This is a genomic window from Burkholderia sp. 3C, assembly GCF_054589155.1.
Window position 1 is genome coordinate 543,236 of the sequence record NZ_BAAILN010000044.1, and the last position, 24,475, is coordinate 567,710.

Consider the following 24,475-nt stretch of genomic DNA (forward strand, 5'->3'; position numbering starts at 1 on the left):
AACGCCGGCTGCACCCGCCATCGAAGCGGCGAACACGGCCAGCACCGCGCCCTCGAAAGCCGCCCCCGCAGCAGCCCCCCCTCCCACGCCGGCCGACACCGCCGCCTCGCGCAAGGCAGCCGCCGACGCGCTGTTCTACATGACCAAGTAAGACGCATGACGCAAGGCCGCTTCTTCAGCGTCCTTGCGTTGTACTTTCAACCGTCCGACATCGTCATTTCTGCATTTTCATTTCATATACTCATTGGCAATCGTCAGCATTGCCAACTATTGTGTCGCGCAGTTCCGCATCGCCGCCCTCCCCCTCCCGGAATCGCAAAAACGCCATTTTCCCCGGTGTTTTCTCGTGATTTCTCAGACCTGCATGTCATCCCGCTCATCGCAAGCGCGGGTGTTCCCCTGCAAGCCGAAATTCCGCAGCGGGATTACACTTCGGTGCAGCTGCCCCGGCATCATTCAAAGAGGCATGAAACACGTTCCCCAATAGGAGACACGGCTTCATATGAAAAACATAACAATTCGCCAACTCAAGACTTTCGAAAGTGTTGCGCGCAATTTGAGCTTTTCGCGTGCGGCCGAAGATCTGCATCTGACGCAGCCCGCCGTCTCGATGCAGATCAAGCAGATGGAGGATCACGCCGGCGTGTCGCTGTTCAGCCATGTCGGCAAGCGCATCGCGCTGACCGATGCCGGCGAGCTGATGCTGCGTCACAGCCTCGCGATCCTCGCCGATCTGAAAGCCGCCGAGCAATCGTTCGCCACCCTGAAGACCGGCAGCGCGCAGCGCCTGCGCGTCGGCCTGATCACCTCGTGCAGCTACTTCTTCCCGCAGTTGATCGGCGCGTTCATGCAGCAGAAGCCCGGCGTCGATCTCGACATGTCGGTGCGCAGCCGCGACCAGTTGGTCGCCCAGTTGCGCAGCGATAGTCTCGATCTCGCGGTGATGGTGCAGGCGCCGGACGACGCCGCCATCGTCGCCGAGCCGTTCGCGCCGAATCCGTTCGTGCTGGTGGCGACGCCCGATCATCCGCTGGCCGGCGTGCGCGACATCGCCCGCTCGCGCATTGCTCAGGAGTGCCTGCTGGTGCGCGAGAGCGGCACCGACACGCGCAGCGCCGCCGACGACAGCTTTCGCGGCCAACCGTACGCCCCGCGCTTCATGGAGATCGGCTGCGCCGAGGCAATCAAGCAATCGGTGATGGCCGGCATGGGCATCAGCCTGCTGCCGAAGCAGACGGTTCAATCCGAACTGCGCGCCGGCCTGCTCGCGGTGCTCGACGTGCAGGGCTTTCCGCGCAAGCGCAACTGGTGCGTGGTCCATCGCGCCGACCGCCATCTGCCGCCGGCGGCCGTCCATTTCCGCGAATTCCTTCTGACCGAAGGCAGCGCGCGGCTCGAACACATCACGGGGATCGACAAGGTGCAGGCTGACATGGCGCTTCGACGCTCCGCTTATGCTTCGGGGCCGGCGCGGCCCGTCGCGAGTACGGCGAGCCTCGACGTCGCGCTGCGCACCCGCGCCCTGTTACGCGACGACAGCCTGCCAGACCAGGGCGATATTCAAGGCGAGAATCACGGCGGTGGCGAAGCCCGCCACGACGACAATCTTGCGGCTCGCGGCAAAACTGCCCATCACTGAACGACGCGACGACAGCACCACGAGAGCGATCAGCGGCACCGGCAACACGATGCTGAGCACGATCTGGCTGTCGATCATCGCGTGCATCGGGTCGCAGGTCAGGCACACGATCACGGCCGGCACGATGGTGATCAGGCGGCGCACCATGACCGGCGTGCGAAAGCCCACGAAGCCCTGCATGATGTTCTGCCCGGCCATGGTGCCCACCACCGAGCTGGAGATGCCCGAGGCCAGCAGCGAAACAAGAAACAGCACGCCGGCACCGGCGCCGAGCACGGGCGTCAGCGTGTGATACGCCGCCGCGATGTCGGCAATGCCGGGCGCGCTCTTGCTGAACACCGAGGCGGACATCGCCACCATCGCCATGTTCACGAACCCGGCCAGGCCCAGCGCGATCCATACCTCGCGATTCGAGAAGCGCACCAGGCGGCGGCGTTGATAGTCGTTGCGTGCCGGCGCGCGGTTCTGCGTCAATCCGGAGTGCAGATAAATCGTGTGCGGCATGATGGTCGCGCCGACGATCCCCACGGCCAGCATCAGTGCCTGGCTGCCGTGCAGTTGCGGCACGAAGGTATGAAAGATCGCCGCATGCCAATCGGGCGGCGCGATGAACAGCTCGCCCAGATAGCTGAGGCCGATCACGGCGATGAACGCGCCGATCACCAGTTCGAGCGGGCGAAAGCCCTTCTTGTCGAGCGACAGGATGCCCACCGTCACGATGCCGGTGATCAGCAGCCCCCAGGCCAGCGCGAGATGAAACAGCAGCGAGATGCCCATCGCCGCGCCCATGAATTCGGCCAGGTCGGTGGCGATCGCGGCGATCTCGGAGCCGATCCACATGGCGATCACGAGCGGCTTCGGGAATTCGTCGCGGCACACTTCGGCCAGGCTGCGGCCGGTCACGATGCCGAGCTTGGCGGACATCGCCTGGAACAGCATCGCCACCAGCGACGACAGCATCACCACCCACAGCAGGTCGTAGCCATAGGTGGAGCCGGCCTGGATATTGGTGGCGAAGTTGCCCGGGTCCATGTAGCCGACCGACGCGATCACCGCCGGCCCCGCGAACGGCAGCAGCGCGCGCAGGCCGCGCCGTTCGTTGTCGAGCGTGTCGCGCATCGCCGAAACGGCGTCGGCGGTCGTCGTGCCGGACAAGGCCTGGCTGGCGGTGCGTTTGAGTGCCATCGGCATGGTGAGAGCCTCTTGCGAATTCTTGCGAATGTGCTGGATTTCAATAACGACAAACAACGAGGAAGCGAGCAGCCGCGCGTCGTGCGGCAGGCGTCGAGCCTGCTCGCACGCGCACGTCACCGCTGCGGCAGCCGGCGGCTCAGGCGAGCACGTCGCGCCGGTCCTTCAGGCGGTGGATCGCATCGAGCGTCTCGTCATCGACGCGCAGATGCTCGCGCAGCAACTGTCTCGGCACGTTCGCCAGCCATTGCGACAGCGTGATCTCCGAGAAGTGATCCGACTTGAAGATCTCGAGGAACACCAGGTCCTCCTTGCCGGTGTTCTTGATGTAGTGGCCGAGATTCTTCTCGACGTAGCCCACATCGCCCGGGTTGAAGTCCACCGTTTGCGCGGCCGGCCCGGTGTTGAACACCGTCATGCGCGCCGAGCCCTTGATGAAGTACTGCCATTCGTCGTTGTCCGGGTGCCAGTGCATTTCGCGCAGGCCGCCCGGCTTGACCGTCACGAGCGCCGCGGCCACCGTCTTCGACACCGGGAAGTTGCGGCTGTCGACGATGCGCACTTCGCCGCCGGCATTCGAGATGGTCGGCGCCATCGCGCCCATGCGGAAGATGAACGGATGATCGGGGCGACCGGCCGGCGACGCGCAGTAGGCCTGATCGGCGGCGAGCGGGCCGGCCTTCGCGCCTTGATAGATCCACAGCTGTTCGAGCGGGATCTCCTTGAACTTCTCGGCCGGCACGCCGAAGTTCTGCGCGAGGATGTCCGGCGGCGTGTGGGCGAACCAGTCGGACACCATCAACGTGTTGAATTCGCCCGACGAGCCGTTATCGAAGGCCAGCACGAATTCGCCGCCGTTGTCGCCCAGGCCCTGCAGCGAGTGCGGCAGGCCCGGCGGGAAATACCAGATGTCGCCGGCCGCCACGTCGGCCACTTCGGCGCGGCCCTTGGTGTCGATGGTGGTCACGCGCACCTGGCCGCTGACCATGATTGCCCACTCGGCCTGCTGATGCCAATGCAGTTCGCGCACGCCGCCCGGCCCGAGGCGCATGTTCACGCCGGCGATGTCCTTCGAGATCGGGAACGCCTTGGTGGTCACTTCGCGCGCCCAGCCGCCGGCCTGGATACGCTTGTGGGCGAGATTGAACGAGGCCCACGGAATCGGCATGCCGCCGACGTCGGTCGCGGGCGGATTGTTGAACGACGGCAGCACGTCGCGCAGTTGCGGATTCTGCGGGCCGGGCTCGGACAGCGCGGCCGGCGTGGAGTTGATCGCGCCTTGCGGCGGCGTGTCGGGGTTGCCGAATTCGGCGGCCTTGGCGGCCACGGCGGCACCCATCGCGACGGCCCCTGCTGCCGCGCCGACCAGCACACTGCGACGTTTCATATCGGTCATGCTCTGTTCTCCTGAATATCTTTTCCTGATGAGGATCGGCTCTCGCGGCGCTTGGCACGCGGCGCTGTCGATCGATCGGAACCTTGCTGTCTGCTCCGTGACGCCAATACTAGGGACGCAAGCTCAGGATGAACAATCAGGAATTCTTGGCGAGTGCATAAGCAGGTTTGATGGATCGCCGCGCCGATCGCACATAGGATTTGCGCATGCGCTGGTGTTCGAACCGGTGCAACGCGCGGTTCAATTCAAACGGAAGCAAACGCAAGGAGTGTGAACATGGGTAGCCTCAGCATGACGCATTGGCTGATCGTCCTGGCGATCGTGTCGCTGGTGTTCGGAACGAAGAAACTGCGCAGCCTCGGCACCGATCTGGGCGGCGCGATCAAGGGCTTCAAGGAGGGGATCAAGGAAGACGAAGCGACAGCCGCACCCGAGGCGCTCGCGCAAGCGGCCGTCTCGAACGACGCCGCGCTGGACGTTCAGGCGAAGCGCCCGGCCGCGCAATCCTGAACGCGGCGCGCAGGCACCGGGCGCATCACGAGATGCATCACGGCTGCTTCGCCGTCAGCAGTTCCACGCCGAAGCCGACGAACACGAGGCCGGTCGTGCGCCGCATCGCCGCCACCGCTCGGCTCGCGCGCAGGCGCCCGTGCAGATGGCGCACGCCGGTCGAATAGATCGCGTGCACCACCAGCACCGTCAGCGCGATGGTCAGGTACATCTCGGTGAACTGCAGCGGCAGCGAGCGTTGATGATCGACGAACTGCGGCATGAACGCGGACAGGAAGATCATCGTCTTCGGGTTGCTGCCGGCCACGATCATCGATTCGCGCAGCAGCCGCCAGCGGCTGACCGGCACGGCCGTGCCCGGCGCCCCGCCCGCTTCGGCGCCGGCCGCCACGGGCCGCCCGGCGTCGCGCCATTGCCGGATGCCGATGAAGATCAGATAGGCCGCCCCGGCCAGCTTCAGCGCAATGAACAGCGGCGGCATGGCGGCCAGGATCGCGCCGACGCCGAGCGCCACCAGCGACACCACCACCAGTTGCACGAACAGGTTGCCGGCGATCGACACGACCGTGCCGCGCGCGCCGTGACGCACCGTGTTGCGGATCACGAGCAGCACGTTCGGGCCGGGCGTCAGCGTGGTCAGCAGATAGGCGAAGGCGAACAGCAACCAGGTGTGGGCGGACATCGGCATCTCCGGAAGGCGAATGGGCGGGAATGGTGGGGCCGGAACAGCCGCGACGGCGGCCGCTCATGGCAGCCAGCCACGGCAGCCGCGACGAGCCGGCAAGGCCGCCAGCGCCGATCATGCCACGCCGGCGCGGGACGCGCGCCGCCGCCTAGCACCGGGCTCGCGCGGCCCACGAAAGCCGGTGCGCGGGCCGGCCGGCGCCGTGGCCCCATGAACGGCCTCACACGCGGCCCGTCACGCGGCCCTTCACGCGACCCCACGCGGCCCAATTTCCAAGGCAGCCGGCCCGCCGTGACGTAAAATAGCGCTTTTCCCCAGCGGACTCCCTTTTTCCGATATGAAGCTCGCCTCCACGCCCGACATCATCGCCGAGCTGAAAGCCGGCCGCATGGTGATCCTCGTCGACGAGGAAGACCGCGAAAACGAAGGCGACCTGATCCTCGCCGCCGATTTCGTCACGCCGGAAGCGATCAACTTCATGGCCCGCTACGGCCGCGGCCTGATCTGCCTGACGCTGACGCAGGAACGCTGCAAGCACCTGAACCTGCCGCTGATGACCTACCGCAACGGCACGCAGTACGGCACCGCGTTCACAGTCAGCATCGAGGCAGCCGAAGGCGTCACCACCGGCATCTCGGCGGCGGACCGTTCGCACACCATCGCCACGGCCGTCGCACGCGACACGCGCGCCGACCAGATCGTCCAGCCGGGCCACGTGTTCCCGATCATGGCGCAACCGGGCGGCGTGCTGGTGCGCGCCGGCCATACCGAAGCCGGTTGCGACCTGACGGCGCTCGCGGGCCTCACGCCGGCCGCCGTGATCTGCGAAGTGATCAAGGACGACGGCTCGATGGCGCGCCTGCCCGACCTGATCGCGTTCGGCGAGCAGCATGGCATCCTGATCGGCACGATCGCCGACCTGATCCACTACCGCAGCCGCACCGAATCGATCGTCGAGCGCGTGGCCGAGCGCACCATGCAAACGGCCCACGGCGCGTTCCAGGCCGTGCTGTACCGCGACAAGCCCACCGGCTCGCCGCACATCGCGCTGGTGCGCGGCACGCCCTCGCCGGACGTCGACACGCCGGTGCGCGTGCACGAGCCGCTGTCGGTGCTCGACCTGCTCGAAACCAGCACCTCCACGCACTCGTGGACGCTCGACGCGGCGATGAAGGAAATCGCCGCGCGCGACCTCGGCGCGGTGGTGCTGCTCAATTGCGGCGACAACAAGGAGCATCTCGTCGACGTGTTCCGCGCGTTCGACGAGGAAGAAAAGGCCGCGGTGCTCAAGCGCCGCCCGGTCGATTTCAAGACGTTCGGCATCGGCGCGCAAATTCTGCGCGACGTCGGCGTCGGCAAGATGCAGGTGCTCGCGAACCCGCGCAAGCTCGGCAGCATGTCGGGCTGGGGTCTCGAAGTGACGGGCTTCGTGCCGATGCCTGGCGGCGCGGCGTCCGAGGTCTGAGTTCCACGCAACCGACTGACCCGCCGCTCCCAACCACGCTGAACCCAACCACGGAATGAACATGGAAATCGGACAATACCAACCGAATCACGAGGGTGAAGGCCTGCGCATCGGCATCGTGCAGTCGCGCTTCAACGAGCCCGTCTGCAACGGCCTGGCCGATGCGTGCGTCGAGGAGCTCGAACGCCTCGGCGTGACCGGCGAAGACGTGCTGCTGGTCACCGTGCCCGGTGCGCTCGAAATCCCGCTGGCGCTGCAAAAGCTGGCCGAAAGCAACCAATTCGATGCGCTGATCGCGCTCGGCGCCGTGATCCGCGGCGAAACCTACCACTTCGAACTCGTCTCGAACGAAAGCGGCGCCGGCATCTCGCGCATCGCGCTCGATTTCAACACGCCGATCGCCAACGCCGTGCTGACCACCGAGAACGACGAGCAGGCCATCGCCCGCATGACCGAAAAAGGCCGCGACGCGGCCCGCACGGCCGTCGAGATGGCCAACCTCACGATGACGCTCGACCAATTGAGCGACGACGAGGAAGAAGAGGACGAAGACGAAGAAGAGGAAAACGAATGAAGAAGAGTGCACGCCGACAATCGCGCGAACTGGCGACGCAGGGCCTGTATCAATGGCTGCTGTCGAACGCGTCCACCGGCGAGATCGACGCGCAGTTGCGCGGCGCGCAGGGTTACGACAAGGCCGACCGCGAACTGCTTGAAACCATCCTGTACGGCGTGATCCGCGAACACGTGGATCTCGCCGCCGCGCTGACGCCGAACCTCGATCGCCCGATCGAGCAACTGTCGCCCGTCGAACGCGCGGTGCTGCTGGCCGCGACGTTTGAGCTGAAGCATCAGATCGAAACGCCGTACCGCGTCATCATCAACGAGGCCGTGGAGCTGACCAAGACGTTCGGCGGCTCGGACGGCTACAAGTACGTCAATGGCGTACTCGACAAGCTGGCCGTCAAGCTGCGTCCGGACGAAGCCGTCGCGCGCCGCTGATATCGCCGAAAGGCACTCCCGCGGGCGCTACGGCGCCCGCCCTCTTTTCCACTTCTGGTTTTCTCCGCCATGAATACTGCCGCCGAATCGCTGATCCGGCTGGCGTCGCGCGTCGACGCGATCCAGCCGTTCCATGTGATGGAAGTCGTCAAGCAGGCCGCGCTGCTCGAACAAGCGGGCCGCGACGTGATCCACATGAGCATCGGCGAGCCGGATTTCACGGCGCCGGAGCCAGTGATCGAAGCGGCCGCCGCCGCGATGCGGCGCGGCGTGACGCAATACACCAGCGCGCTCGGCATCGCGCCGCTGCGCCAGGCGATTGCCGCGCACTACATGCGCACCTACGGCCTGACGATCGCGCCCGAGCGCATTGTCGTGACGGCCGGCGCATCGGCCGCGCTGCTGCTGGCCTGCCTTGCGCTGGTCGGCCGTGACGACGAAGTGCTGATGCCGGACCCGTCGTACCCGTGCAACCGCCACTTCGTGGCCGCCGCCGAAGGCCGGCCGGTGCTGGTGCCGAGTGGCCCCGAAGCGCGCTTCCAGCTCACCGCCGACGACGTGCGCGAACGCTGGGGCGACCGCACGCGCGGCGTACTGCTCGCCTCGCCGTCGAACCCGACCGGCACCTCGCTCGCGCCCGACGAACTCGGCCGGATTCTCGGCGCCGTGCGCGAGCGCGGCGGCTTCGCGATCATCGACGAGATCTACCAGGGCCTCAGCTACGACGGCCCGCCCGTCTCGGCGCTGTCTTTCAGCGACGACGCGATCACCGTCAACAGCTTCTCGAAGTACTTCAACATGACGGGCTGGCGGCTCGGCTGGCTGGTGGTGCCGCCGGCGCTGGTCGGCGTGTTCGAGAAACTGGCGCAGAATCTGTTCATCTGCGCCTCGGCGCTGGCCCAGCACGCGGCGCTGGCCTGCTTCGAGGCCGATACGCTGGCCATCTATGAAACGCGCCGCCTCGAATTCATGCGCCGCCGCGACTACATCGTGCCGGCGCTCGAATCGCTCGGCTTCGAGGTGCCCGTGAAGCCGGACGGCGCCTTCTATGTATACGCACGCTGCGCCAAGGTGGCGCATCCCGCCGCCGGCGACAGCGCGAAGCTCGTCGATGCGATGCTGCAGGACGCGGGCGTGGTGCTGGTGCCGGGGATGGATTTCGGTTCGCATGCGCCGCGCGACTATATCCGGCTCTCGTATGCCACCGCCTACGGGCGGATCGAGGAAGCCGTCGCGCGCTTGCGGACGCTGTTCGGCGGCTGAACGCCACCGGCCCGGCGAAACAGAAAGTTGCAATTGGCGGGACAAAGTAAAACGGGGCGCTCGACAGCGCCCCGTTTTTTATGGCTGCGGCAACCCGCGATCAGGTCCCGACTTCCGACGAACCGTCGTGCTTCACGCCGGTCTCGGCGCTGGCGTCCGCTTGCGGCGGTGCGGCCGGCTTCGGTTCGGCCGGTGCGCCGGCCTTGATCGTCAGCGGATGCGCGCCGTCGAGCGTGGCTTGCACGCGCTTCGGGCTGGCCGCCGGGGCCGCGGTGGAGGCCGTCGTCGTGACCGGCGTCGACAGCGGCGCGTAGATCGACACATTGCGGCCGCGCGACACATCGCGCAGGCGGACGCGTTCGCCGAGCACCTTGGCGCTGTAGCCGCCGTCGTCCGGGCCGGTCACTCCGTTGTAGAGGCGCAGGCCGCCCTGCAGCGAGCCGCCGCGGGCGATGCAGTCCTTCAGCACCAGCGCGCCGACCTGCAGGTTGACCACGGGGCGAAGCGCCGCGTCGGTACCGCCCGCGTATTCGAACTTGTCGGAATGGATCTTCGACATCACCTGCATCAGGCCCTGGGCGCCTGCGCCGCTTTCGGCGTACGGATTGAAGCCCGATTCGATCGCCATCACCGACAGCAGCAGCAAGGGATCGAGGCCAACGTCACGGCCGGTGTCGAACGCGGCCGTCACGAGCCGGCCGACCGCCTCCTGGGCGACGTGATAGCGGCGCGCGAGGTAGGTGGCGACGAGCGCCTGCTCGCGGCTGCTGTAGATGCGGTCGCTGCGGGCATCGGCGGCGACGCGCTGGATCGGGATCAGCTTCGCCAGCGTGACCGGCGACTGGCCGTTGCGCACAGCTTCCGCGGTGGCCAGGGCGGCCGCGTCGCTGGCGCCCAGATCCGCCGTGGCGGGCTGGTAGGACACCGGCGACACCTGGCCGTCGGTATCGATATCGTCATCGGTATCGGCATTGCCGGGGCCGAAGGCGGGCAGCGGGTGCCCGGACAGCAGCCGCGCGGGGCCAGCCTTGACGGCGGCCGACAGCACGGGCATCAGCTTGGCGGCCAGGGTGCCGCGCGCGTTCGGCAACATCCAGAGCGCCAACGCGACGAGCACGGCGCAGCCGCCGACGATGCTGAAAAGGTGGTGACTGACACGCGTCCCCCGACGCAGCACGTCGCGCAGCAACTGCGCGTGCCGTTCGTTGGGACGCCACGATAACCAAGCGTTCATTCAGATCTCCCATGAACATGACTCGTGCGGCTCGCTCGACTCGAAGCGAGAAGGACGCGAAACCGCGGAATCAGGACACCGCGGGCCCGGATGGGGCTGCGACGTCGGAGAAACGGTATGAGTACCGTTCGGGGGCCAGGGCGGTCACGAGAACAATGCCCGGCGGGCAAGGTGACGCGCGGTGGCTTCCACGCAAAAAACCAGCGTCGCTAAGGCGCTGGCTAGGACGAAAAACAACCGTCACATGCCGTTTCGTCGCGGCGGACGGCGACGCGGAGCGTCGGGTAGACCGGAGCGGACTGGCTGTCTGCCAGGGGGTCCGGCGAACAATGTGAGCGGATTCTAGGGAGGGTTTTATAGATCGTCAACACTATAAAGTCCGCAAATCATAACAAAAAGTAATGATTTGTTACGTCGCGGATCGAAAAGCCGCGCGCTGTCTGGGTTTCACGGGCGCTTAACAAATTTGCGGTTCGCGCTCGATAAAACGGTCGCCCGGGTAGAATCGGGGCTCGTTTTTCGGCGCGCCGCGTCGTCAATGCACCCCGCCGCCGCGTGCGGTCGATGCCAATATTTCCATGAAATACAAAGACTTACGAGATTTTACCGAACGCCTCGAGGGCTTGGGCGAGCTGCGACGGGTCAGCCAGAGCGTCTCGCCCGTCCTCGAAATGACCGAGCTGTGCGACCGGGTATTGCGTGTCGGCGGCCCGGCGCTGCGGTTCGACTCGCCCACCGGCTACCAGTTTCCGGTGATCGGCAACCTGTTCGGCACGCCGCGCCGCGTCGCGCTCGGCATGGGGGTGGATGCGGACCGCGCCGACGACGGCTCGGCCCTCACCTCGCTGCGCGACATCGGCCACCTGCTGTCCGCGCTGAAGGAGCCGGAGCCCCCCAAGCGCCTCGCCGACGCCGGCAAGCTGCTGTCGCTGGCCAAGGCCGTGTGGGACATGGCGCCGAAAACCGTGTCGTCGCCGCCGTGCCAGGAAATCGTCTGGGAAGGCAACGATGTCGATCTGGCGAAGCTGCCGATCCAGACCTGCTGGCCCGGCGACGCCGGCCCGCTGCTGACGTGGGGGCTGACCGTCACGCGCGGCCCGAACAAGACGCGCCAGAACCTCGGCATTTATCGCCAGCAACTGATCGGACGCAACAAACTGATCATGCGCTGGCTCGCCCATCGCGGCGGCGCGCTCGATTTCCGCGAGTTCGCGCTGGCCAACCCCGGCAAGCCCTACCCGGTCGCCGTCGTGCTCGGCGCGGACCCGGCCACCACGCTCGGCGCCGTCACGCCGGTGCCCGATTCGCTGTCCGAGTATCAATTCGCCGGCCTGCTGCGCGGCGCGCGCACCGAACTGGCGAAGTGCCTGACGCCCGGCGTCGACACGCTGCAGGTGCCCGCCCGCGCCGAGATCGTGCTGGAAGGCTTCATCTACCCGCAGCAGGGCGAGCCCGACGCGGCGCCGGCCGGTGCGCCGCCGCGCCCGACCGGCACGCGCGGCGCGGCCGCCTACGAGCACGCGCTCGAAGGCCCGTACGGCGATCACACCGGCTATTACAACGAGCAGGAGTGGTTCCCCGTGTTCACCGTCGAGCGCATCACGATGCGCCGCGATGCCATCTATCACTCGACCTACACCGGCAAACCGCCCGACGAGCCGGCCGTGCTCGGCGTCGCGCTCAACGAAGTGTTCGTGCCGCTGTTGCAGAAGCAGTTCTCCGAGATCACCGATTTCTATCTGCCGCCCGAGGGATGCAGCTACCGGATGGCGATCGTGCAGATGAAGAAGAGCTACGCCGGCCACGCGAAACGCGTGATGTTCGGCGTCTGGAGCTTCCTGCGGCAGTTCATGTATACGAAGTTCATCGTGGTGGTGGACGAGGACGTCGATATCCGCGACTGGAAGGAAGTGATCTGGGCGATCACGACGCGCGTCGATCCGGTGCGCGACACCGTGCTGGTCGACAACACGCCGATCGATTACCTCGACTTCGCCTCGCCCGTCGCCGGCCTCGGCTCGAAGATGGGCATCGACGCCACCAACAAGTGGCCCGGCGAAACCCAGCGCGAATGGGGCCGCACGATCGAGATGGATGCCGCCGTCAAGGCGCGCGTCGACACGCTCTGGACCGAGATCGGCCTGGGCTGATCGCCCGGTGGACGGCGCGCGGCCAAGGCCGCGCCGCCCACCGCGTTACGTTTGCATACCAATCCGCCCACGCACTGAACGAAAAAATGGCGCTTCCCTCTGCCTCGATGCTGTCCGACGGCTTTTTTCTGTCGCTGTCGCTGTGTCTCGACATCGGCCTCGTCAACGTCGCGATCCTCTCGCTGACGCTGTCGCACGGTTTCAAGCCGGGCTTCTGGCTCGGCCTCGGCTCCTGCTTCGGCGATCTCGCCTATGCCGCACTCGCGCTGGCCGGCATGGCCGTGCTGCTGCAATTCGAGGCGGTGCGCTGGGTGGTCTGGCTCGGCGGCGGTGCGGTGCTGCTGTTTCTGACCTGGAAGATGGCGAGTGAGGCGCTGTTTCCGCCGAAGCCGGCCGAGGCCGGCGAGGCCGCCGCCGCATCGGGTGCGGCCAAGGCAAGCGCCCCGCGCAGCTTCCTGCGCGGCATGCTGCTGGCGATGTCGTCGCCATCGGCCATTCTGTGGTTCGCCGCCGTTGGCGGCGCGCTGATCGCCAAGGCCGGCGCGACCACGCCGGTCACGGCCTCGGTGTTCCTGAGCGGGTTCTTTCTCGGCGGCCTCGCCTGGACGCTGTTCCTGTGCGGCCTCGCCAGCCAGGGCCGCAAGCGCGCGGGCGCGGGCCTGATGCGCGCCTGCCACGTCGTGTCGGCGCTGCTGTTCGCGTACTTCTCATATAGCGTGATCGTCGGCGGCTATCGCGACCTGATCGTGCACGCGGCCGCCTGAGGCATCCGCCCCGTCTTTCGTTCACGCAAAAACAAACGGCGCGGCACGGTGTTCCGTGTCGCGCCGCGCGTTGGCGCGCGCCGGTCAGGCGCGCGAGCGATGCTTACCAGTGACGGCCGTAGTAGCCGTGATGGTAGTGATGCCAGTATGGGCGGCCATAGTAGCCACCACCGTAGACGACCGGCGGCGGGCCGTAGTAGGCCGGGGCCGGCGCATAGACGACCGGCGGCGGCGGCGCGTAGACAACCGGCGGCGGCGCGGCATAGACCGGATACGCAGGGGCGATCGGCAGGCCGATCCCGACGCCGATCGAAACGTGGGCCTCGGCGGCGCTTGCAACACCCAGGCCGAGCGCGGCGGCAGCGATGAACGGAACGAGTTTTTTCACTTCGGTTCTCCTGGCGGCAGGTTCGATTTGGCCGCCACATGAACAGCGACGAATGCGCTGCGGTACGGGATCCAATGTAGCGAAAACCCCTCCCGCGGGCCAACCGCATTTGTTGCAAATTGCAATTGCCGTGCCGGTTCGCACCACGCCCGGCGCGACATTCCGCGCCCTGCCATGGCCTGCCAGGCACGTGCGCCGGAGCGGATTGCGCGATGAAGCCGGCAAATCGGTCAGGATTTCCGATAGATAAAGCCGAAGATTCAAGCCGCTCGGTAATGATTGATTACAAATTCTGACCTCGGCGACACGGCTTGCGCGCCGGGCCGTCTCATCCGGCTGTACGTTCAAATGCAGGATACTGACGCCCTGCCGACTTTCCGCCCCCTTGCCATGCCGCTCCCGTCCACTCCCCGTCTCGGTTTCATCGGCGCCGGCCGGCTCGCCCGCTGCCTCGCACGCCGTTTCGCGCAGGCCGGCTTTCCGGTCACGGCCATCGCGAGCCGCACGCCGGCTTCGGCCGAAGCGCTGGCCGCCACGATCGACGGCTGTACGGCCGCCGCCACCCCGCAGGCGGTGGTCGAGGCGGCCGACCTGATCTTCGTGACCGTTTCCGACGACGGCATCGGCCCCATCGCCGCATCGTTGCGCTTCGATCCGGCGCGCGCGCCATCGCAGGCGCTCGTGCATTGCAGCGGCGCGTCGAGCGTCGAATTGCTGGCGCCCGCGCGCGACCAGCAGGTGCAGACGGGCGGCTTCCACCCGCTTTATCTGTTCGGTGGCGGCGACGCCGATCTCGAACGGATCACCGGCTGCTCCGTGACGATCGAGGCCGACGGCACGCTGCGCCCCGTGCTCGACGCGCTTGTTGTCGCGCTCGGCTGCCATCCGCTCGCGATTCCGGCCGGCGGCCGCATGCTGTATCACGCCGCCGCCAATTACGCGGCCAGCTTCGCGCTGTGCGGGTTGGCCGAGGCCGTGTCGCTTTGGCGCACGCTCGGCATCGACGAGGCCGATGCGCTGCGCGCGCTGCTGCCGATGCTCGCCGGCACCATCGAGACCGGCCGCGACAAGGGCCTCGCGAACGCGCTGGCCGGGCCGGTGTCGCGCGGCGACGCGGGCATCGTCGCGAAGCAGTTGACGCTGCTCGATGCGCTCGGCGGCGACCACGCCACGCTGTACGCGCTGATGACGCGCCGCGCCGTCGAACTCGCCGGCCAGCGTGCCGTGCCGCCGGCCGGGCTCGACGCGGTCGGACGCAGCGTCGAGGCGCTGCTGGCCGCGCGGCTCTCCGAGGCCGCCCCCGATGGCCGCGAGCCGTGATAATGTGACGCCCGATGCAGGTCGCTGCCCGATGGCGGCCGCATGCCACGCTACCCGACTGTCTGACAAGGATTCCAACGATGCTCGGCGAGATCGCCCGCTTTCTGATCAATACCCTGTTCACGCTATTCGGCGCCGCCCTGTTGCTGCGCGCCTGGATGCAGGCGGTACGCGTACCGCCGTACAACCCCGTCACGCAGGCCGTCCTGCAGGCGACCAACTGGCTCGTGCTGCCGCTGCGCCGCGTGATCAGCGGCACGCGCGGCATCGACTGGGCCAGCGTGGTGGCCGCGGTCGTCACCGCGTTCGTCTATGTCGTGCTGATGCTGTCGCTGGGCGGCTTCGACGTGATGTCGATCCTGCCCACGCTCGCGATCGTCGCGCTGCTGACCGTCGTGAAATGGGCGCTGAACCTGGTGCTGTGGATGACCATCCTGATGGCACTGCTGTCCTGGCTGAACCCCCGCTCGCCCGCGATGGCGATCCTGTTCCCGCTGACCGCGCCGCTGCTCAACCCGCTGCGCCGCGTGCTGCCGAGCATCGGCGGCATGGATCTGTCGCCGATCCTGCTGTTCGTGATCGTGCAGGTGCTGCTGATGGTCGTGACGCGTGCGACGATTTCGATGACGATGTTGACGCTGTAGGCGTCGATGGTGGTTTGTCGCACGCAAAGAAAAGCGCCGCCCTTGAGCGGCGCTTTTTTATTGCCGCGGCTCAGACCAGCCAGGTGCGGGCGGTCCAGATGCCGAGGAAGGTCAGCGCGAACGAGCCGAGCAGATGCACGAAGGCAACCGCTGCCGCCCAGCCGAGCCGCCCGTCGACGACATGCGTGATGACTTCGGCCGAATAGGTCGAGAACGTCGTCAGGCCACCCATGAAGCCGGTAATCACGAACAGCCGCCACTCGGGCGCAAGGCCGGCCTTCGCACCGAAAAAGACGATCGCGACGCCGATCAGATAGCCGCCGATCAGGTTCGAGGCCAGCGTGCCGAGCGGCAAATCCGGCACGATCAGGTTCAAGGCGAGGCTCAAGCCCCAGCGGAGCAAGGCGCCGAGGCCGGCGCCGACGAAGATCGCAACGATCGAGGGGAACACGGGGAATCCTTGGGCGGAGAAGATGACGAGTGGCGTCACTGTAGGCGCTGAGGGGCGGAGGTGGCAATGCATGGCGGGATCGCACCCGGGATCGCGGGCTTGCCCTGCCGGGGCAAATCCCTGTAAAATCTCGCGTTCTGCGGGCGTCGTATAATGGCCATTACCTCAGCTTCCCAAGCTGATGACGTGGGTTCGATTCCCATCGCCCGCTCCAGCATCCCCGTATCGCAATCTCGGCGCCCAGCTTCGGCCCGAACCCCGCGCGAAGCCGCCTCACCGAAGGCGGCTTTTTCGTACCGGCATCCGGGCCACGCCCCGTCCGGCCGAACGTGCGGCGCCGCGGTGCTGCGCACCGGCGCGATTCGCCCATTCAGAACACCATGAGCCACACTCCCGACGACACCGGCCTGCCGCAAGACGGCACGCCCGACGATGCCACGCCCGACACGCCGTCCGACGACGACAACCCGCTGCGCCTGCGCCGCATCCGCAGCTTCGTGACGCGCGCCGGCCGCGTGTCGACGGGCCAGCGCCGCGCGCTCGACGAATTCGGCCCGCGCTACGTGGTGCCGTACGCGCCCGAACAGCCCGACTGGGCCGCGGTGTTCAACCGCGATGCGCCACGCATTCTCGAAATCGGCTTCGGCATGGGCGCCTCCACGGCGGAGATCGCCGCGCATCGCCGCGACGACGATTTCCTCGGCGTCGAAGTGCATGAGCCCGGCGTGGGCGCGCTGCTCAAGCTGATCGGCGAGCAGAGCCTGACGAACATCCGCATCATCCAGCACGACGCGGTCGAGGTGCTGGAGAACATGCTCGCGCCGGACAGCCTCGACGGCGTGCATATCTTCTTCCCCGATCCGTGGCACAAGGCGCGTCATCACAAGCGCCGCCTGATCCAGCCGCCGTTCGTCGCGCAACTGGTGTCGCGCCTGAAGCCGGGCGCGTACCTTCACTGCGCGACCGACTGGCAGAACTACGCCGAGCAGATGCTGGACGTGCTGGCCGCCGATCCGCATCTCGAGAACACGGCCGACGGCTACGCGCCGCGCCCCGACTACCGCCCGATCACGAAGTTCGAGCGGCGCGGCCTGCGTCTCGGCCACGGCGTGTGGGATCTGGTGTTCCGCAAGCGCATCGGCGCATAACGAACGCGACGCACGGCAGGATCGCCAGGATTCCGAAACGAATCCGCATGAAAAAACGGCAACGCATCGTTCGACGCGTTGCCGTTTTTTTATCCCGCCAGGCCGCTTCAGCTCCAGTTCAGCCAGCCGCTATATCCCACCAGCAACACCAGCAAGCCGAACACGATCCGGTACCACGCGAACGCCGTGAAATCGTGCGAGGCCACATAGCGCAGCAGCCAGCGCACACAGGCGAACGCACTGACAAACGCCGCCACGATCCCCACCGCGAACAGCCCGATCGAATCGACCGAGAACGCGTGCCAGTCCTTCACCGTTTCGTAGAACGTGGCGCCGAAGATGATCGGGATCGCGAGGAAGAACGAGAACTCGGTGGCGACGCGCCGGTCGAGCCCGGCCAGCATCCCGCCGATGATGGTCGAGCCCGAGCGCGACACGCCCGGAATCAGCGCGCAGCATTGCGCGATGCCCACCTTCAGCGCGTCGAGCGGCGTGAGCGCATCGATCGACATCACGCGCGCCGGCTCGCGGCGTTCGCGCTGCCGCGACTCGGCCCAGAGGATCACGGCGCCGCCGGCCACCAGCGCGAACGCCACCGGCACCGGCGAGAACAGCACGCGCTTGATGGCCTTCTCGAACAGCAGCGCCAGCACGATGGCCGGCAGCGTGGCGATCACCACGTTCAGCGCAAAGCGCCGCGCCTCGGGCCGCGACGGCAGCCCCGCGATCACCGTGCCGATCCGGCGGCGATATTCCCAGCAGACGGCGAGGATCGCGCCGAACTGGATCACGACGTCGAAGGTCTTCGCCTGATCCGCATTGAAATTGAGAAAGCTGCCGGCAACGATCAGGTGGCCGGTGCTCGACACCGGTAGAAATTCGGTCAGTCCTTCGACGACGCCGAGTATCAGCGCCTTGCAGATCAGTATCCAGTCCATCGTGGGCCCGTTCGTCAGAGTTGCAGGAAACGGGCCGCCCCCCATCACGACAACGCGCGGCCCGGCCGGCCGCACGACCGGAATCGTCACTTTTCGACGATTTCGACGCGTATGCCGTTTGTAAGGATCGTAATTGTACCGGGTTCGTAGTGAACCCCGGCAAATTGCAGTTGATCGGGCTTGAACGTGTAGATCGGATAGTTGGTCAGCAACTGCGTGGCGAGCAGGCCTGCGGCTTGTCCGACCTGCGGCGCGTAGGTCTGCGCGTCGCCCGCGAGGTTGACGCTGTCGACGGCCGGCGCGCGCAGCACGACCGACAGGCTGGCCGAGTCGTAGGCAAGTTGTGCGGAAATGGTAAACGTGCCGCTGACCGGTTCGCGCAGGAACGGGCTGGTGAAATGCGCGTCGAGTTGCACGGCGATGCGGTTCTGCTCGGGTAGCATGCCCACCGCCGGGTTGGCGAGCGCGACGTCGAACACCTGCGACACGGTGCGCTGATACGGGAATTTGCGCGCCACCGCGCGCTGCACGTCGCCGCGCGAGAACGTGTAGTGATTGGGGATGAACGGAAACGTGGGCGTCGCGGCGCATGCGGCCAGCGACACGGATACGCCCAATGCCGCAAACGCGGCGGTCACGAAGCGGCGACGGCCGCTTGCGCGCGATGGATTCATGCGGATTCTCCTGCGGCCGGCGAGCCGGGCGACCGCGCGCCGCGGCCCCGCCCTCGGATTGCATTGCGGCCCGCCGCGACGTGGTAATGCCGCCGCAGGCCCGGGGGCACAAGCCTAGCATGACGCCCCCCGACGCATCCGCAACGGCCGATCGCCGGAAGGCACGCCGGTCGGTCGGTAGCGCAACGGCTCGACGCGGCGCCCGCGCAGCGCGACAATCGCCACGCCGGCATCTGCGGAGCGGCCGCGCGACACGCATCGCGCGGCGTCACTGGAGGGGACATGACTTATGAAGAAGCGTCGGAACTCGTGCCCTTCACCGCGGAGATCGAAGCCGCGCTCGTCGAACTGGCGCTGAGTCGCGCGCCCGTGCGGCTGGCCAAGCTGGCCAGCGCGGCGTCGGAGGACGAGCGCTTCGACCGCCTGCCGCGTGCGGCGGCCGCCGCGTTCCATCTCGGGCTCTACGCGGAAGCACGGGCGCACGCCGAGGAAAGCCTCGCACTCGCGCCACGCCACCCGGCCGCCTGGAACCACGGCAACGCGGTGCATCTCGGCAATACGGTGCTGGGCCTGCTGGCGCTGCGCGACGACCCGCACCGTCACGGCCTCGCCGTGACCGCACTGCTGGCCTCGGCCGCCACGCCCGGCTCGCCGCAACTCGCCAGCTTCGGGCCGACGATGCAACTGGCCAAGGCGTTGCTGCGCGAAGGCGAGGCCATCCCCGTGCTCGACTATCTGATGCGCTGCCGCGGCTTCTGGCCCGCCGGCGCGGCGTGGCTCGATATCTGGGAGCGCAAGATCGGCGCGGGCCAGGTGCCCAACTTCTTCGAGCACTCGCTGATGTAGCGCCTTGGGCATTCAACGCGGCGCGGTCAGCACCTCGAGTTGGGTGAGCCACGCCATCGCCTCGTGACGGCTTGCACCGCACATCTCGGCCGACGGCTGCAGGCCCGAGCAGCAGGCCGGCCGCTCGGGCTGCCCGAAGATCCGGCAGTTGAGCGCCGCGTCCAGTTGGATGCACGGGGTGCCGGCCGGCTTGCCGTTCGGCATGCCCGGGATCGGGCTCGTGATCGATGGCGCGGTGCAGCACGCGCCGCATCCCGCGCGGCACGCATGTGCGTTGTCCGACCCTGATTGTCCTGCCGCTTCCACGTTTTCCCGCCTTCCCTGCCAATGCAAACCGGCATTGTGCCATCGCAAACTTCGACGATATCGGCCTATCTCGTTATCACCGGCAGCGACTAGACTGAACCGCGTCGCTCGTCGCCTGTCGGTCTACCTCATGACGTCCTGTTCCCCCGCCCCCTTGTTCCGCCCCGATCTGCTCGCGAAATATGCGGCGAACGGCCCGCGCTACACGTCGTACCCCACCGCGCTGCAGTTCGACGATCGCTTCGACGTCGCCGACTACACACGCGCCGCAGCCGATCCGGGCGCCTCGAACGCGCTGTCGCTGTACGTCCATATTCCGTTCTGCGCCACCGCCTGCTTCTACTGCGGCTGCAACCGCATCGCCACCCGCAACCACGCGCACGCGCGGCCCTACCTCGACCGGCTCAAGCAGGAGCTGGCGTTGCAGGCGGCCCGCTTCGATCCGTCGCGCACGATCACGCAACTGCACTGGGGCGGCGGCACGCCGACGTTCCTGTCCGAGCCCGAGATCGCCGAACTGATGGCGGCCACGCGCGCGCAGTTCCCGATCGCGCCGGACGACGAAGCCGAAATCTCGATCGAGATCGACCCGCGCACGGCCACCCCGGCCACGCTCGCGCACCTGCGCATGCAGGGCTTCAATCGCCTGAGCCTCGGCGTGCAGGACGTCGACCCCGAGGTGCAGCGCGCCGTGAACCGCGTGCAGCCGATCGAGCGCACCGCGAGCCTGATCACGGCGGCGCGGCTGATCGGCTATCGCTCGGTCAGCGTCGACCTGATCTACGGGCTGCCGAAGCAGACGGTCGCGAGCTTCGCGCACACGCTCGACACCGTGATCGAACTGGCGCCCGACCGCATTTCGGTGTTCGGTTACGCGCACCTGCCGGGCCTGTTCAAGATGCAGCGCCGCATCGACGACGCCACGCTGCCCACGCCGGCCGCGCGCATCGCGCTGCTGGGCCTCGCGATCGAGACGCTGACGCAGGCCGGCTATGTCTATATCGGCATGGATCACTTCGCGCGGCCGACCGACGAGCTGGTCGCGGCCCAGCGCAACGGCACGCTGCAACGCAACTTCCAGGGCTACAGCACGTGCGCCGATACCGATCTGATCGGCATCGGCATGTCGTCGATCGGCAAGGTCGGCGATGTCTACGTGCAGAACGAGAAGGACGTCGCCGCCTGGAGCGCCGCGATCGACGCGGGGCGGCTGCCGATCGCGCGCGGCGTCAGGCTGAACGCGGACGACCGCCTGCGGCGCGACGTGATCATGCGGCTGATGTGCCATCTCTCGTTGCCGTTCGCCGAACTGGAAACCGTGTACGGCATCCGCTTCGCCGAGCGTTTCGCGCCCGAACTGGCCCGGCTGCGCGATTTCGAGCGCGACGGCCTGCTGTCGATCGAGCCGCGCCGCCTGACGATCCACCCGGCCGGGCGGCTGTTCGTGCGCAACATCGCGATGTGCTTCGACGCTTACCTGTCCGGCGCCACCGCCGGGCGCTGCTCGAAAACCGTCTGACCGTCCGCCCCCGACCGTCGGCGGGCGGAGGCCTTCTGCGCTACAGTGGCGGTTTCCGCCGATCCCCGCCCCGCCACGATGCGCACGACCAAAGCGACCCTCGCGGTCGAACGCCTGAAAACCCGCACGGGCAATGCGCGCTACGCCGCCGTCAGCCTGCCCGGCGACCTGTTCTATCTGACCGACCGCGCCAGCGGCACGGCCGAAAAGCTCTGCGCGCCGCTGCCGCTCGACGAGTTCGTCAAGTTCGTCAACGGCGTGGCGCCGCCCGCGCCGCGCAGGGCCAGCAAGCTCGATGAGGCCTTCGAGGAAAAGATCCGCAACGCCAAGCGCTAAAACCCGCGCCGCAGCAAGGCGCGGGCGTGTTCCGGCGCTCGAATCGCGGCTCGTTTGGTACAATCGCCGAGTTAATTTCCCCGCTGACGGCCGCCTCGCGGCATGACCACCATGAACATCGAAAATGCGCGCTTCAACATGATCGAACAGCAGATCCGGCCGTGGGAAGTGCTGGACCCGGAGGTCCTGAGCCTGCTGTCGGTCGTCAAGCGCGAACACTACGTGCAGGGCGTCTATCGCGACCTCGCGTTCGCCGATCTCGAACTGCCGCTGCCCGGCGGCCAGAAGATGCTGGCGCCGCGCGTCGAGGCCCGCATCCTGCAGGAACTGGCCGTCAAGAAGCACGAAACCATCCTCGAAATCGGCGCCGGCTCGGGCTACATGGCTGCGCTGCTGGCTCATCGCGGCCAACACGTGGTGACGGTCGACATCGCGCCGGATCTCGTGCAGTTCGCCACCAACAATTTGCGCGACAACGGCGTGACCAATGCCGAAGTGGTGCTGGCCGATGCCGCGCGCGGCCTGCCGGAGCAAGCCCCGTACGACGTGATCTGCGTGTCGGGCGGCCTGCCCGTGGTGCCGCAGGAGTTGCTCGAGCAACTGAAGGTGGGCGGCCGGCTCGCGGCGTTCGTCGGCTCGCGCCCGGTCATGAAGGCGCAGATCATCACCCGCATCGATGATAAACAGTTCCGGGTCGCCGACGTGTTCGAAACCTACGTCGATCACCTCGTCAACGCGATGGAGCCGTCGCGCTTCCGGTTCTGATCGCGTCGCACCTCTTCCTCTCACGCCTCACCCCGACACCGTCATGCCGATGCAAATCCTGACCGCTCCCGCCCTGGCCGCATGGCTCGGCGACGCATCCCGCCCCGCGCCCGTCGTGCTCGACGTGCGCGAACCGTGGGAAGTCGCCACCGCCAGCCTCGCGGGCAGCGTGTCGATCCCGATGCAGCAGATTCCCGCGCGCAGCGAGGAGCTCGACGACGAAGCCGAAATCGTCTGCCTCTGCCATCACGGCATGCGCAGCGCGCAGGTCGCGATGCTTCTCGAATCGCGCGGCTTCACGAAGATCTACAACCTGCAAGGCGGCATCGACGCGTGGTCGCGCGATGTCGATCCGTCGGTGCCGCGCTACTGATCCCCACCTGACGCACCGCCTTCTCTCGCAACGCCGCAGCCCCCCAGGCTGCGGCGTTGTGCTTTGCGGAGCCGGCAGATCGAGGCGGCATGCACCGATCTGCGGCCCGCTCCCTGGCCGATACGCCGTCACGCCCGCCTGCCAAGCCCACCCATGACCAGCCAATGGGCCGCCGCGACGCATCGCGGTGCGCGCCATGCGTCTCAATCGTGCAACGCGCGGGCTGCCTGCACGACGCCCAAGGCCCGATGACCCGCCATCGTGCATCGCCCCGCGATGCACCACGAACGGCCGCCAGCCTGCACCGCGACGGACCACCCTCGCCACGCGCCGCCTCACCCCAACCGTCCGCGCGCGGCATCGCGTACACGTCGAGCCGCGCCGTACAAGGATTTCACGGCCCCTGGCACATGCCTTGCGTTATTCGCTTCCGAGGCGCCGCATCGGCGCACGCAAGCCAACAACGTCAAGGGGAACTCGATGAAGCGTCGCAGTCTGTTGAAGATCGGATCGATGGCGGGTGCACTCACGCTGGCAAGCCGCCTGCCGCTGGCCCACGCGGATGAAAAAGGTCCGATCAAGGTCGGCATCCTGCATTCGCTGTCGGGCACGATGGCGATCTCCGAGACCTCGTTGAAGGACACCGCGCTGATGACCATCGCGGAGATCAACAAGTCGGGCGGCGTGATGGGCCGCCAGTTGCAGCCGGTGGTGGTCGATCCGGCCTCGAACTGGCCGCTGTTCGCCGAGAAGGCGCGCGGGCTGATCACCCAGGACAAGGTCGCCGTCACGTTCGGCTGCTGGACCTCGGTGTCGCGCAAATCGGTGCTGCCGGTGTTCGAGGAACTGAACGGCCTGCTGTTCTACCCGGTGCAGTACGAAGGCGAGGAAATGTCGCGCAACGTGTTCTACACGGGCGCCGCGCCGAACCAGCAGGCGATCCCCGCCACCGAATACCTGATGAGCGCCGAAGGCGGCGCGGCCAAGCGCTTCTTCCTGCTCGGCACCGACTACGTGTACCCGCGCACGACCAACAAGATCCTGCGCGCGTTCCTGAAATCGAAGGGCGTTCAGGATGCCGATATTCAGGAGGTCTACACGCCGTTCGGTCATAGCGACTACCAGACCATCGTCTCGAACATCCGCACCTTCTCGCAAGGCGGCAAGACCTGCGTGATCTCCACCATCAACGGCGATTCGAACGTGCCGTTCTACAAGGAACTCGGCAACCAGGGCCTCAAGGCCACCGACGTGCCGGTGGTAGCGTTCTCGGTGGGCGAGGAAGAACTGCGCGGCATCGACACCAAGCCGCTGGTCGGCAACCTGGCCGCCTGGAACTACTTCATGTCGCTGCGCAATCCCGAGAACGCGAAATTCAAGGCGATGTTCGCGGACTGGGTCAAGAAGAACAACCTGCCGGGCGGCGCCAAGCGCGTGACGAACGATCCGATGGAAGCGACCTTCGTCG

At 67.1% G+C, this 24,475-nt stretch carries 26 protein-coding genes and 1 tRNA gene; 18 read left to right on the top strand and 9 right to left on the bottom strand.

Features of this window, described 5'->3' with window-relative positions:
* The first annotated feature begins 502 nt into the window (after nucleotides 1–502).
* Nucleotides 503–1,639 carry a LysR family transcriptional regulator gene (locus tag ACYP33_RS08850; RefSeq protein WP_414444139.1) on the top strand — a complete coding sequence of 379 codons (1,137 nt, stop codon included), beginning with the start codon at nucleotides 503–505 and terminating at the stop codon, nucleotides 1,637–1,639.
* On the opposite strand, the gene ACYP33_RS08855 is transcribed toward ACYP33_RS08850, so the two are convergent.
* Complete coding sequence (locus ACYP33_RS08855) at nucleotides 1,526–2,830, bottom strand: Nramp family divalent metal transporter (RefSeq protein WP_414450198.1); 1,305 nt, start codon at nucleotides 2,828–2,830, stop codon at nucleotides 1,526–1,528. The two genes, ACYP33_RS08850 and ACYP33_RS08855, sit on opposite strands and share 114 nt — an antisense overlap.
* 139 nt (nucleotides 2,831–2,969) lie before the next feature.
* Nucleotides 2,970–4,226: a cupin domain-containing protein gene (locus ACYP33_RS08860; RefSeq protein WP_414444137.1), complete on the bottom strand. Its 1,257-nt coding sequence runs from the start codon at nucleotides 4,224–4,226 to the stop codon at nucleotides 2,970–2,972.
* A 276-nt stretch (nucleotides 4,227–4,502) separates the two neighbouring features.
* Here ACYP33_RS08860 and tatA point away from each other — a divergent pair, with 276 nt between their 5' ends.
* Nucleotides 4,503–4,736: a Sec-independent protein translocase subunit TatA gene (gene tatA / locus ACYP33_RS08865; protein WP_459621024.1), complete on the top strand. Its 234-nt coding sequence runs from the start codon at nucleotides 4,503–4,505 to the stop codon at nucleotides 4,734–4,736.
* A gap of 37 nt (nucleotides 4,737–4,773) precedes the next feature.
* On the opposite strand, the gene ACYP33_RS08870 is transcribed toward tatA, so the two are convergent.
* A complete protein-coding gene (locus ACYP33_RS08870) occupies nucleotides 4,774–5,418 on the bottom strand; it encodes a LysE family translocator (RefSeq protein WP_414450201.1) in 645 nt (214 codons plus the stop codon).
* 340 nt (nucleotides 5,419–5,758) lie between these two features.
* Here ACYP33_RS08870 and ribBA point away from each other — a divergent pair, with 340 nt between their 5' ends.
* From ribBA to ACYP33_RS08890, 4 genes are all read left to right on the top strand, one after another.
* The gene (gene ribBA, locus ACYP33_RS08875) at nucleotides 5,759–6,886 is read left to right on the top strand and encodes a bifunctional 3,4-dihydroxy-2-butanone-4-phosphate synthase/GTP cyclohydrolase II (RefSeq protein ID WP_414444134.1); all 1,128 of its coding nucleotides are present in this window, start codon (nucleotides 5,759–5,761) and stop codon (nucleotides 6,884–6,886) included.
* 61 nt (nucleotides 6,887–6,947) lie between these two features.
* On the top strand, nucleotides 6,948–7,460 hold the full coding sequence (gene ribH, locus ACYP33_RS08880; RefSeq protein ID WP_414444133.1) for a 6,7-dimethyl-8-ribityllumazine synthase: 513 nt from the start codon (nucleotides 6,948–6,950) through the stop codon (nucleotides 7,458–7,460).
* The gene (gene nusB, locus ACYP33_RS08885; protein WP_414444132.1) at nucleotides 7,457–7,888 is read left to right on the top strand and encodes a transcription antitermination factor NusB; all 432 of its coding nucleotides are present in this window, start codon (nucleotides 7,457–7,459) and stop codon (nucleotides 7,886–7,888) included. The genes ribH and nusB overlap by 4 nt, the downstream gene beginning before the upstream one ends.
* Before the next feature lie 69 nt (nucleotides 7,889–7,957).
* Nucleotides 7,958–9,151: a pyridoxal phosphate-dependent aminotransferase gene (locus tag ACYP33_RS08890; protein WP_459621027.1), complete on the top strand. Its 1,194-nt coding sequence runs from the start codon at nucleotides 7,958–7,960 to the stop codon at nucleotides 9,149–9,151.
* A 100-nt stretch (nucleotides 9,152–9,251) separates the two neighbouring features.
* Here ACYP33_RS08890 and ACYP33_RS08895 read toward each other — a convergent pair whose 3' ends face one another.
* A complete protein-coding gene (locus ACYP33_RS08895) occupies nucleotides 9,252–10,385 on the bottom strand; it encodes a transglycosylase SLT domain-containing protein (RefSeq protein ID WP_459621028.1) in 1,134 nt (377 codons plus the stop codon).
* 578 nt (nucleotides 10,386–10,963) lie between these two features.
* Between ACYP33_RS08895 and ACYP33_RS08900 the strand changes: the two genes are divergently transcribed.
* Both ACYP33_RS08900 and ACYP33_RS08905 read left to right on the top strand, forming a co-directional pair.
* Complete coding sequence (locus ACYP33_RS08900; RefSeq protein WP_459621030.1) at nucleotides 10,964–12,535, top strand: UbiD family decarboxylase; 1,572 nt, start codon at nucleotides 10,964–10,966, stop codon at nucleotides 12,533–12,535.
* An 86-nt stretch (nucleotides 12,536–12,621) separates the two neighbouring features.
* Nucleotides 12,622–13,299, top strand: coding sequence for a LysE family translocator (locus ACYP33_RS08905; protein ID WP_459621031.1), 678 nt, complete (start codon nucleotides 12,622–12,624; stop codon nucleotides 13,297–13,299).
* 103 nt (nucleotides 13,300–13,402) lie between these two features.
* Here the strand turns inward: ACYP33_RS08905 and ACYP33_RS08910 are convergent, their stop codons facing one another.
* Nucleotides 13,403–13,687: a hypothetical protein gene (locus tag ACYP33_RS08910; RefSeq protein WP_414444127.1), complete on the bottom strand. Its 285-nt coding sequence runs from the start codon at nucleotides 13,685–13,687 to the stop codon at nucleotides 13,403–13,405.
* 390 nt (nucleotides 13,688–14,077) lie between these two features.
* Here ACYP33_RS08910 and ACYP33_RS08915 point away from each other — a divergent pair, with 390 nt between their 5' ends.
* Together ACYP33_RS08915 and ACYP33_RS08920 are read left to right on the top strand one after the other, a co-directional pair.
* The gene (locus ACYP33_RS08915; RefSeq protein WP_459621033.1) at nucleotides 14,078–15,007 is read left to right on the top strand and encodes a Rossmann-like and DUF2520 domain-containing protein; all 930 of its coding nucleotides are present in this window, start codon (nucleotides 14,078–14,080) and stop codon (nucleotides 15,005–15,007) included.
* A gap of 80 nt (nucleotides 15,008–15,087) precedes the next feature.
* The gene (locus ACYP33_RS08920) at nucleotides 15,088–15,651 is read left to right on the top strand and encodes a YggT family protein (RefSeq protein ID WP_414444125.1); all 564 of its coding nucleotides are present in this window, start codon (nucleotides 15,088–15,090) and stop codon (nucleotides 15,649–15,651) included.
* 70 nt (nucleotides 15,652–15,721) lie between these two features.
* On the opposite strand, the gene crcB is transcribed toward ACYP33_RS08920, so the two are convergent.
* Nucleotides 15,722–16,102, bottom strand: coding sequence for a fluoride efflux transporter CrcB (crcB, locus tag ACYP33_RS08925; protein WP_459621035.1), 381 nt, complete (start codon nucleotides 16,100–16,102; stop codon nucleotides 15,722–15,724).
* A gap of 139 nt (nucleotides 16,103–16,241) precedes the next feature.
* On the opposite strand from crcB, the gene ACYP33_RS08930 reads away from it, so the two are divergent.
* Both ACYP33_RS08930 and trmB read left to right on the top strand, forming a co-directional pair.
* Nucleotides 16,242–16,316 (top strand) — tRNA-Gly (locus ACYP33_RS08930).
* Nucleotides 16,317–16,482: 166 nt separating this feature from the next.
* A complete protein-coding gene (trmB, locus tag ACYP33_RS08935) occupies nucleotides 16,483–17,250 on the top strand; it encodes a tRNA (guanosine(46)-N7)-methyltransferase TrmB (RefSeq protein WP_459621037.1) in 768 nt (255 codons plus the stop codon).
* Between the two features lie 107 nt (nucleotides 17,251–17,357).
* On the opposite strand, the gene ACYP33_RS08940 is transcribed toward trmB, so the two are convergent.
* Nucleotides 17,358–18,188, bottom strand: coding sequence for an undecaprenyl-diphosphate phosphatase (locus ACYP33_RS08940; RefSeq protein ID WP_414444122.1), 831 nt, complete (start codon nucleotides 18,186–18,188; stop codon nucleotides 17,358–17,360).
* Between the two features lie 86 nt (nucleotides 18,189–18,274).
* Nucleotides 18,275–18,862 (bottom strand): DUF1439 domain-containing protein, encoded by a 588-nt coding sequence (locus ACYP33_RS08945; protein ID WP_459621039.1) that lies wholly within the window; start codon nucleotides 18,860–18,862, stop codon nucleotides 18,275–18,277.
* A gap of 282 nt (nucleotides 18,863–19,144) precedes the next feature.
* Here ACYP33_RS08945 and ACYP33_RS08950 point away from each other — a divergent pair, with 282 nt between their 5' ends.
* Complete coding sequence (locus tag ACYP33_RS08950) at nucleotides 19,145–19,708, top strand: hypothetical protein (RefSeq protein WP_414450208.1); 564 nt, start codon at nucleotides 19,145–19,147, stop codon at nucleotides 19,706–19,708.
* Between the two features lie 12 nt (nucleotides 19,709–19,720).
* Here ACYP33_RS08950 and ACYP33_RS08955 read toward each other — a convergent pair whose 3' ends face one another.
* A complete protein-coding gene (locus tag ACYP33_RS08955) occupies nucleotides 19,721–20,014 on the bottom strand; it encodes a YkgJ family cysteine cluster protein (protein WP_459621041.1) in 294 nt (97 codons plus the stop codon).
* A gap of 130 nt (nucleotides 20,015–20,144) precedes the next feature.
* Here ACYP33_RS08955 and hemN point away from each other — a divergent pair, with 130 nt between their 5' ends.
* The 5 genes from hemN to ACYP33_RS08980 all read left to right on the top strand — a co-directional run.
* Nucleotides 20,145–21,533, top strand: coding sequence for an oxygen-independent coproporphyrinogen III oxidase (gene hemN / locus ACYP33_RS08960; protein WP_459621043.1), 1,389 nt, complete (start codon nucleotides 20,145–20,147; stop codon nucleotides 21,531–21,533).
* A 78-nt stretch (nucleotides 21,534–21,611) separates the two neighbouring features.
* Complete coding sequence (locus tag ACYP33_RS08965; protein WP_414444117.1) at nucleotides 21,612–21,869, top strand: hypothetical protein; 258 nt, start codon at nucleotides 21,612–21,614, stop codon at nucleotides 21,867–21,869.
* A gap of 111 nt (nucleotides 21,870–21,980) precedes the next feature.
* Nucleotides 21,981–22,634: a protein-L-isoaspartate O-methyltransferase family protein gene (locus ACYP33_RS08970; RefSeq protein ID WP_459621046.1), complete on the top strand. Its 654-nt coding sequence runs from the start codon at nucleotides 21,981–21,983 to the stop codon at nucleotides 22,632–22,634.
* Nucleotides 22,635–22,683: 49 nt separating this feature from the next.
* Nucleotides 22,684–23,007 carry a rhodanese-like domain-containing protein gene (locus ACYP33_RS08975; protein WP_459621085.1) on the top strand — a complete coding sequence of 108 codons (324 nt, stop codon included), beginning with the start codon at nucleotides 22,684–22,686 and terminating at the stop codon, nucleotides 23,005–23,007.
* Nucleotides 23,008–23,487: 480 nt separating this feature from the next.
* Nucleotides 23,488–24,475: transporter substrate-binding protein (locus ACYP33_RS08980; RefSeq protein WP_459621048.1), on the top strand; the 988-nt coding region annotated here is incomplete at its 3' end.

What these genes read in the sequence shown, in the direction of transcription:
- ACYP33_RS08850 (WP_414444139.1), top strand. Translation starts at nt 503, where the DNA reads ATGAAAAACATAACAATTCGCCAACTCAAGACTTTCGAAAGTGTTGCG.
- ACYP33_RS08855 (WP_414450198.1), bottom strand. Translation starts at nt 2,830, where the DNA reads ATGCCGATGGCACTCAAACGCACCGCCAGCCAGGCCTTGTCCGGCACG.
- ACYP33_RS08860 (WP_414444137.1), bottom strand. Translation starts at nt 4,226, where the DNA reads ATGACCGATATGAAACGTCGCAGTGTGCTGGTCGGCGCGGCAGCAGGG.
- tatA (WP_459621024.1), top strand. Translation starts at nt 4,503, where the DNA reads ATGGGTAGCCTCAGCATGACGCATTGGCTGATCGTCCTGGCGATCGTG.
- ACYP33_RS08870 (WP_414450201.1), bottom strand. Translation starts at nt 5,418, where the DNA reads ATGTCCGCCCACACCTGGTTGCTGTTCGCCTTCGCCTATCTGCTGACC.
- ribBA (WP_414444134.1), top strand. Translation starts at nt 5,759, where the DNA reads ATGAAGCTCGCCTCCACGCCCGACATCATCGCCGAGCTGAAAGCCGGC.
- ribH (WP_414444133.1), top strand. Translation starts at nt 6,948, where the DNA reads ATGGAAATCGGACAATACCAACCGAATCACGAGGGTGAAGGCCTGCGC.
- nusB (WP_414444132.1), top strand. Translation starts at nt 7,457, where the DNA reads ATGAAGAAGAGTGCACGCCGACAATCGCGCGAACTGGCGACGCAGGGC.
- ACYP33_RS08890 (WP_459621027.1), top strand. Translation starts at nt 7,958, where the DNA reads ATGAATACTGCCGCCGAATCGCTGATCCGGCTGGCGTCGCGCGTCGAC.
- ACYP33_RS08895 (WP_459621028.1), bottom strand. Translation starts at nt 10,385, where the DNA reads ATGAACGCTTGGTTATCGTGGCGTCCCAACGAACGGCACGCGCAGTTG.
- ACYP33_RS08900 (WP_459621030.1), top strand. Translation starts at nt 10,964, where the DNA reads ATGAAATACAAAGACTTACGAGATTTTACCGAACGCCTCGAGGGCTTG.
- ACYP33_RS08905 (WP_459621031.1), top strand. Translation starts at nt 12,622, where the DNA reads ATGGCGCTTCCCTCTGCCTCGATGCTGTCCGACGGCTTTTTTCTGTCG.
- ACYP33_RS08915 (WP_459621033.1), top strand. Translation starts at nt 14,078, where the DNA reads ATGCCGCTCCCGTCCACTCCCCGTCTCGGTTTCATCGGCGCCGGCCGG.
- ACYP33_RS08920 (WP_414444125.1), top strand. Translation starts at nt 15,088, where the DNA reads ATGCTCGGCGAGATCGCCCGCTTTCTGATCAATACCCTGTTCACGCTA.
- trmB (WP_459621037.1), top strand. Translation starts at nt 16,483, where the DNA reads ATGAGCCACACTCCCGACGACACCGGCCTGCCGCAAGACGGCACGCCC.
- ACYP33_RS08940 (WP_414444122.1), bottom strand. Translation starts at nt 18,188, where the DNA reads ATGGACTGGATACTGATCTGCAAGGCGCTGATACTCGGCGTCGTCGAA.
- ACYP33_RS08945 (WP_459621039.1), bottom strand. Translation starts at nt 18,862, where the DNA reads ATGAATCCATCGCGCGCAAGCGGCCGTCGCCGCTTCGTGACCGCCGCG.
- ACYP33_RS08950 (WP_414450208.1), top strand. Translation starts at nt 19,145, where the DNA reads ATGACTTATGAAGAAGCGTCGGAACTCGTGCCCTTCACCGCGGAGATC.
- hemN (WP_459621043.1), top strand. Translation starts at nt 20,145, where the DNA reads ATGACGTCCTGTTCCCCCGCCCCCTTGTTCCGCCCCGATCTGCTCGCG.
- ACYP33_RS08965 (WP_414444117.1), top strand. Translation starts at nt 21,612, where the DNA reads ATGCGCACGACCAAAGCGACCCTCGCGGTCGAACGCCTGAAAACCCGC.
- ACYP33_RS08970 (WP_459621046.1), top strand. Translation starts at nt 21,981, where the DNA reads ATGAACATCGAAAATGCGCGCTTCAACATGATCGAACAGCAGATCCGG.
- ACYP33_RS08975 (WP_459621085.1), top strand. Translation starts at nt 22,684, where the DNA reads ATGCAAATCCTGACCGCTCCCGCCCTGGCCGCATGGCTCGGCGACGCA.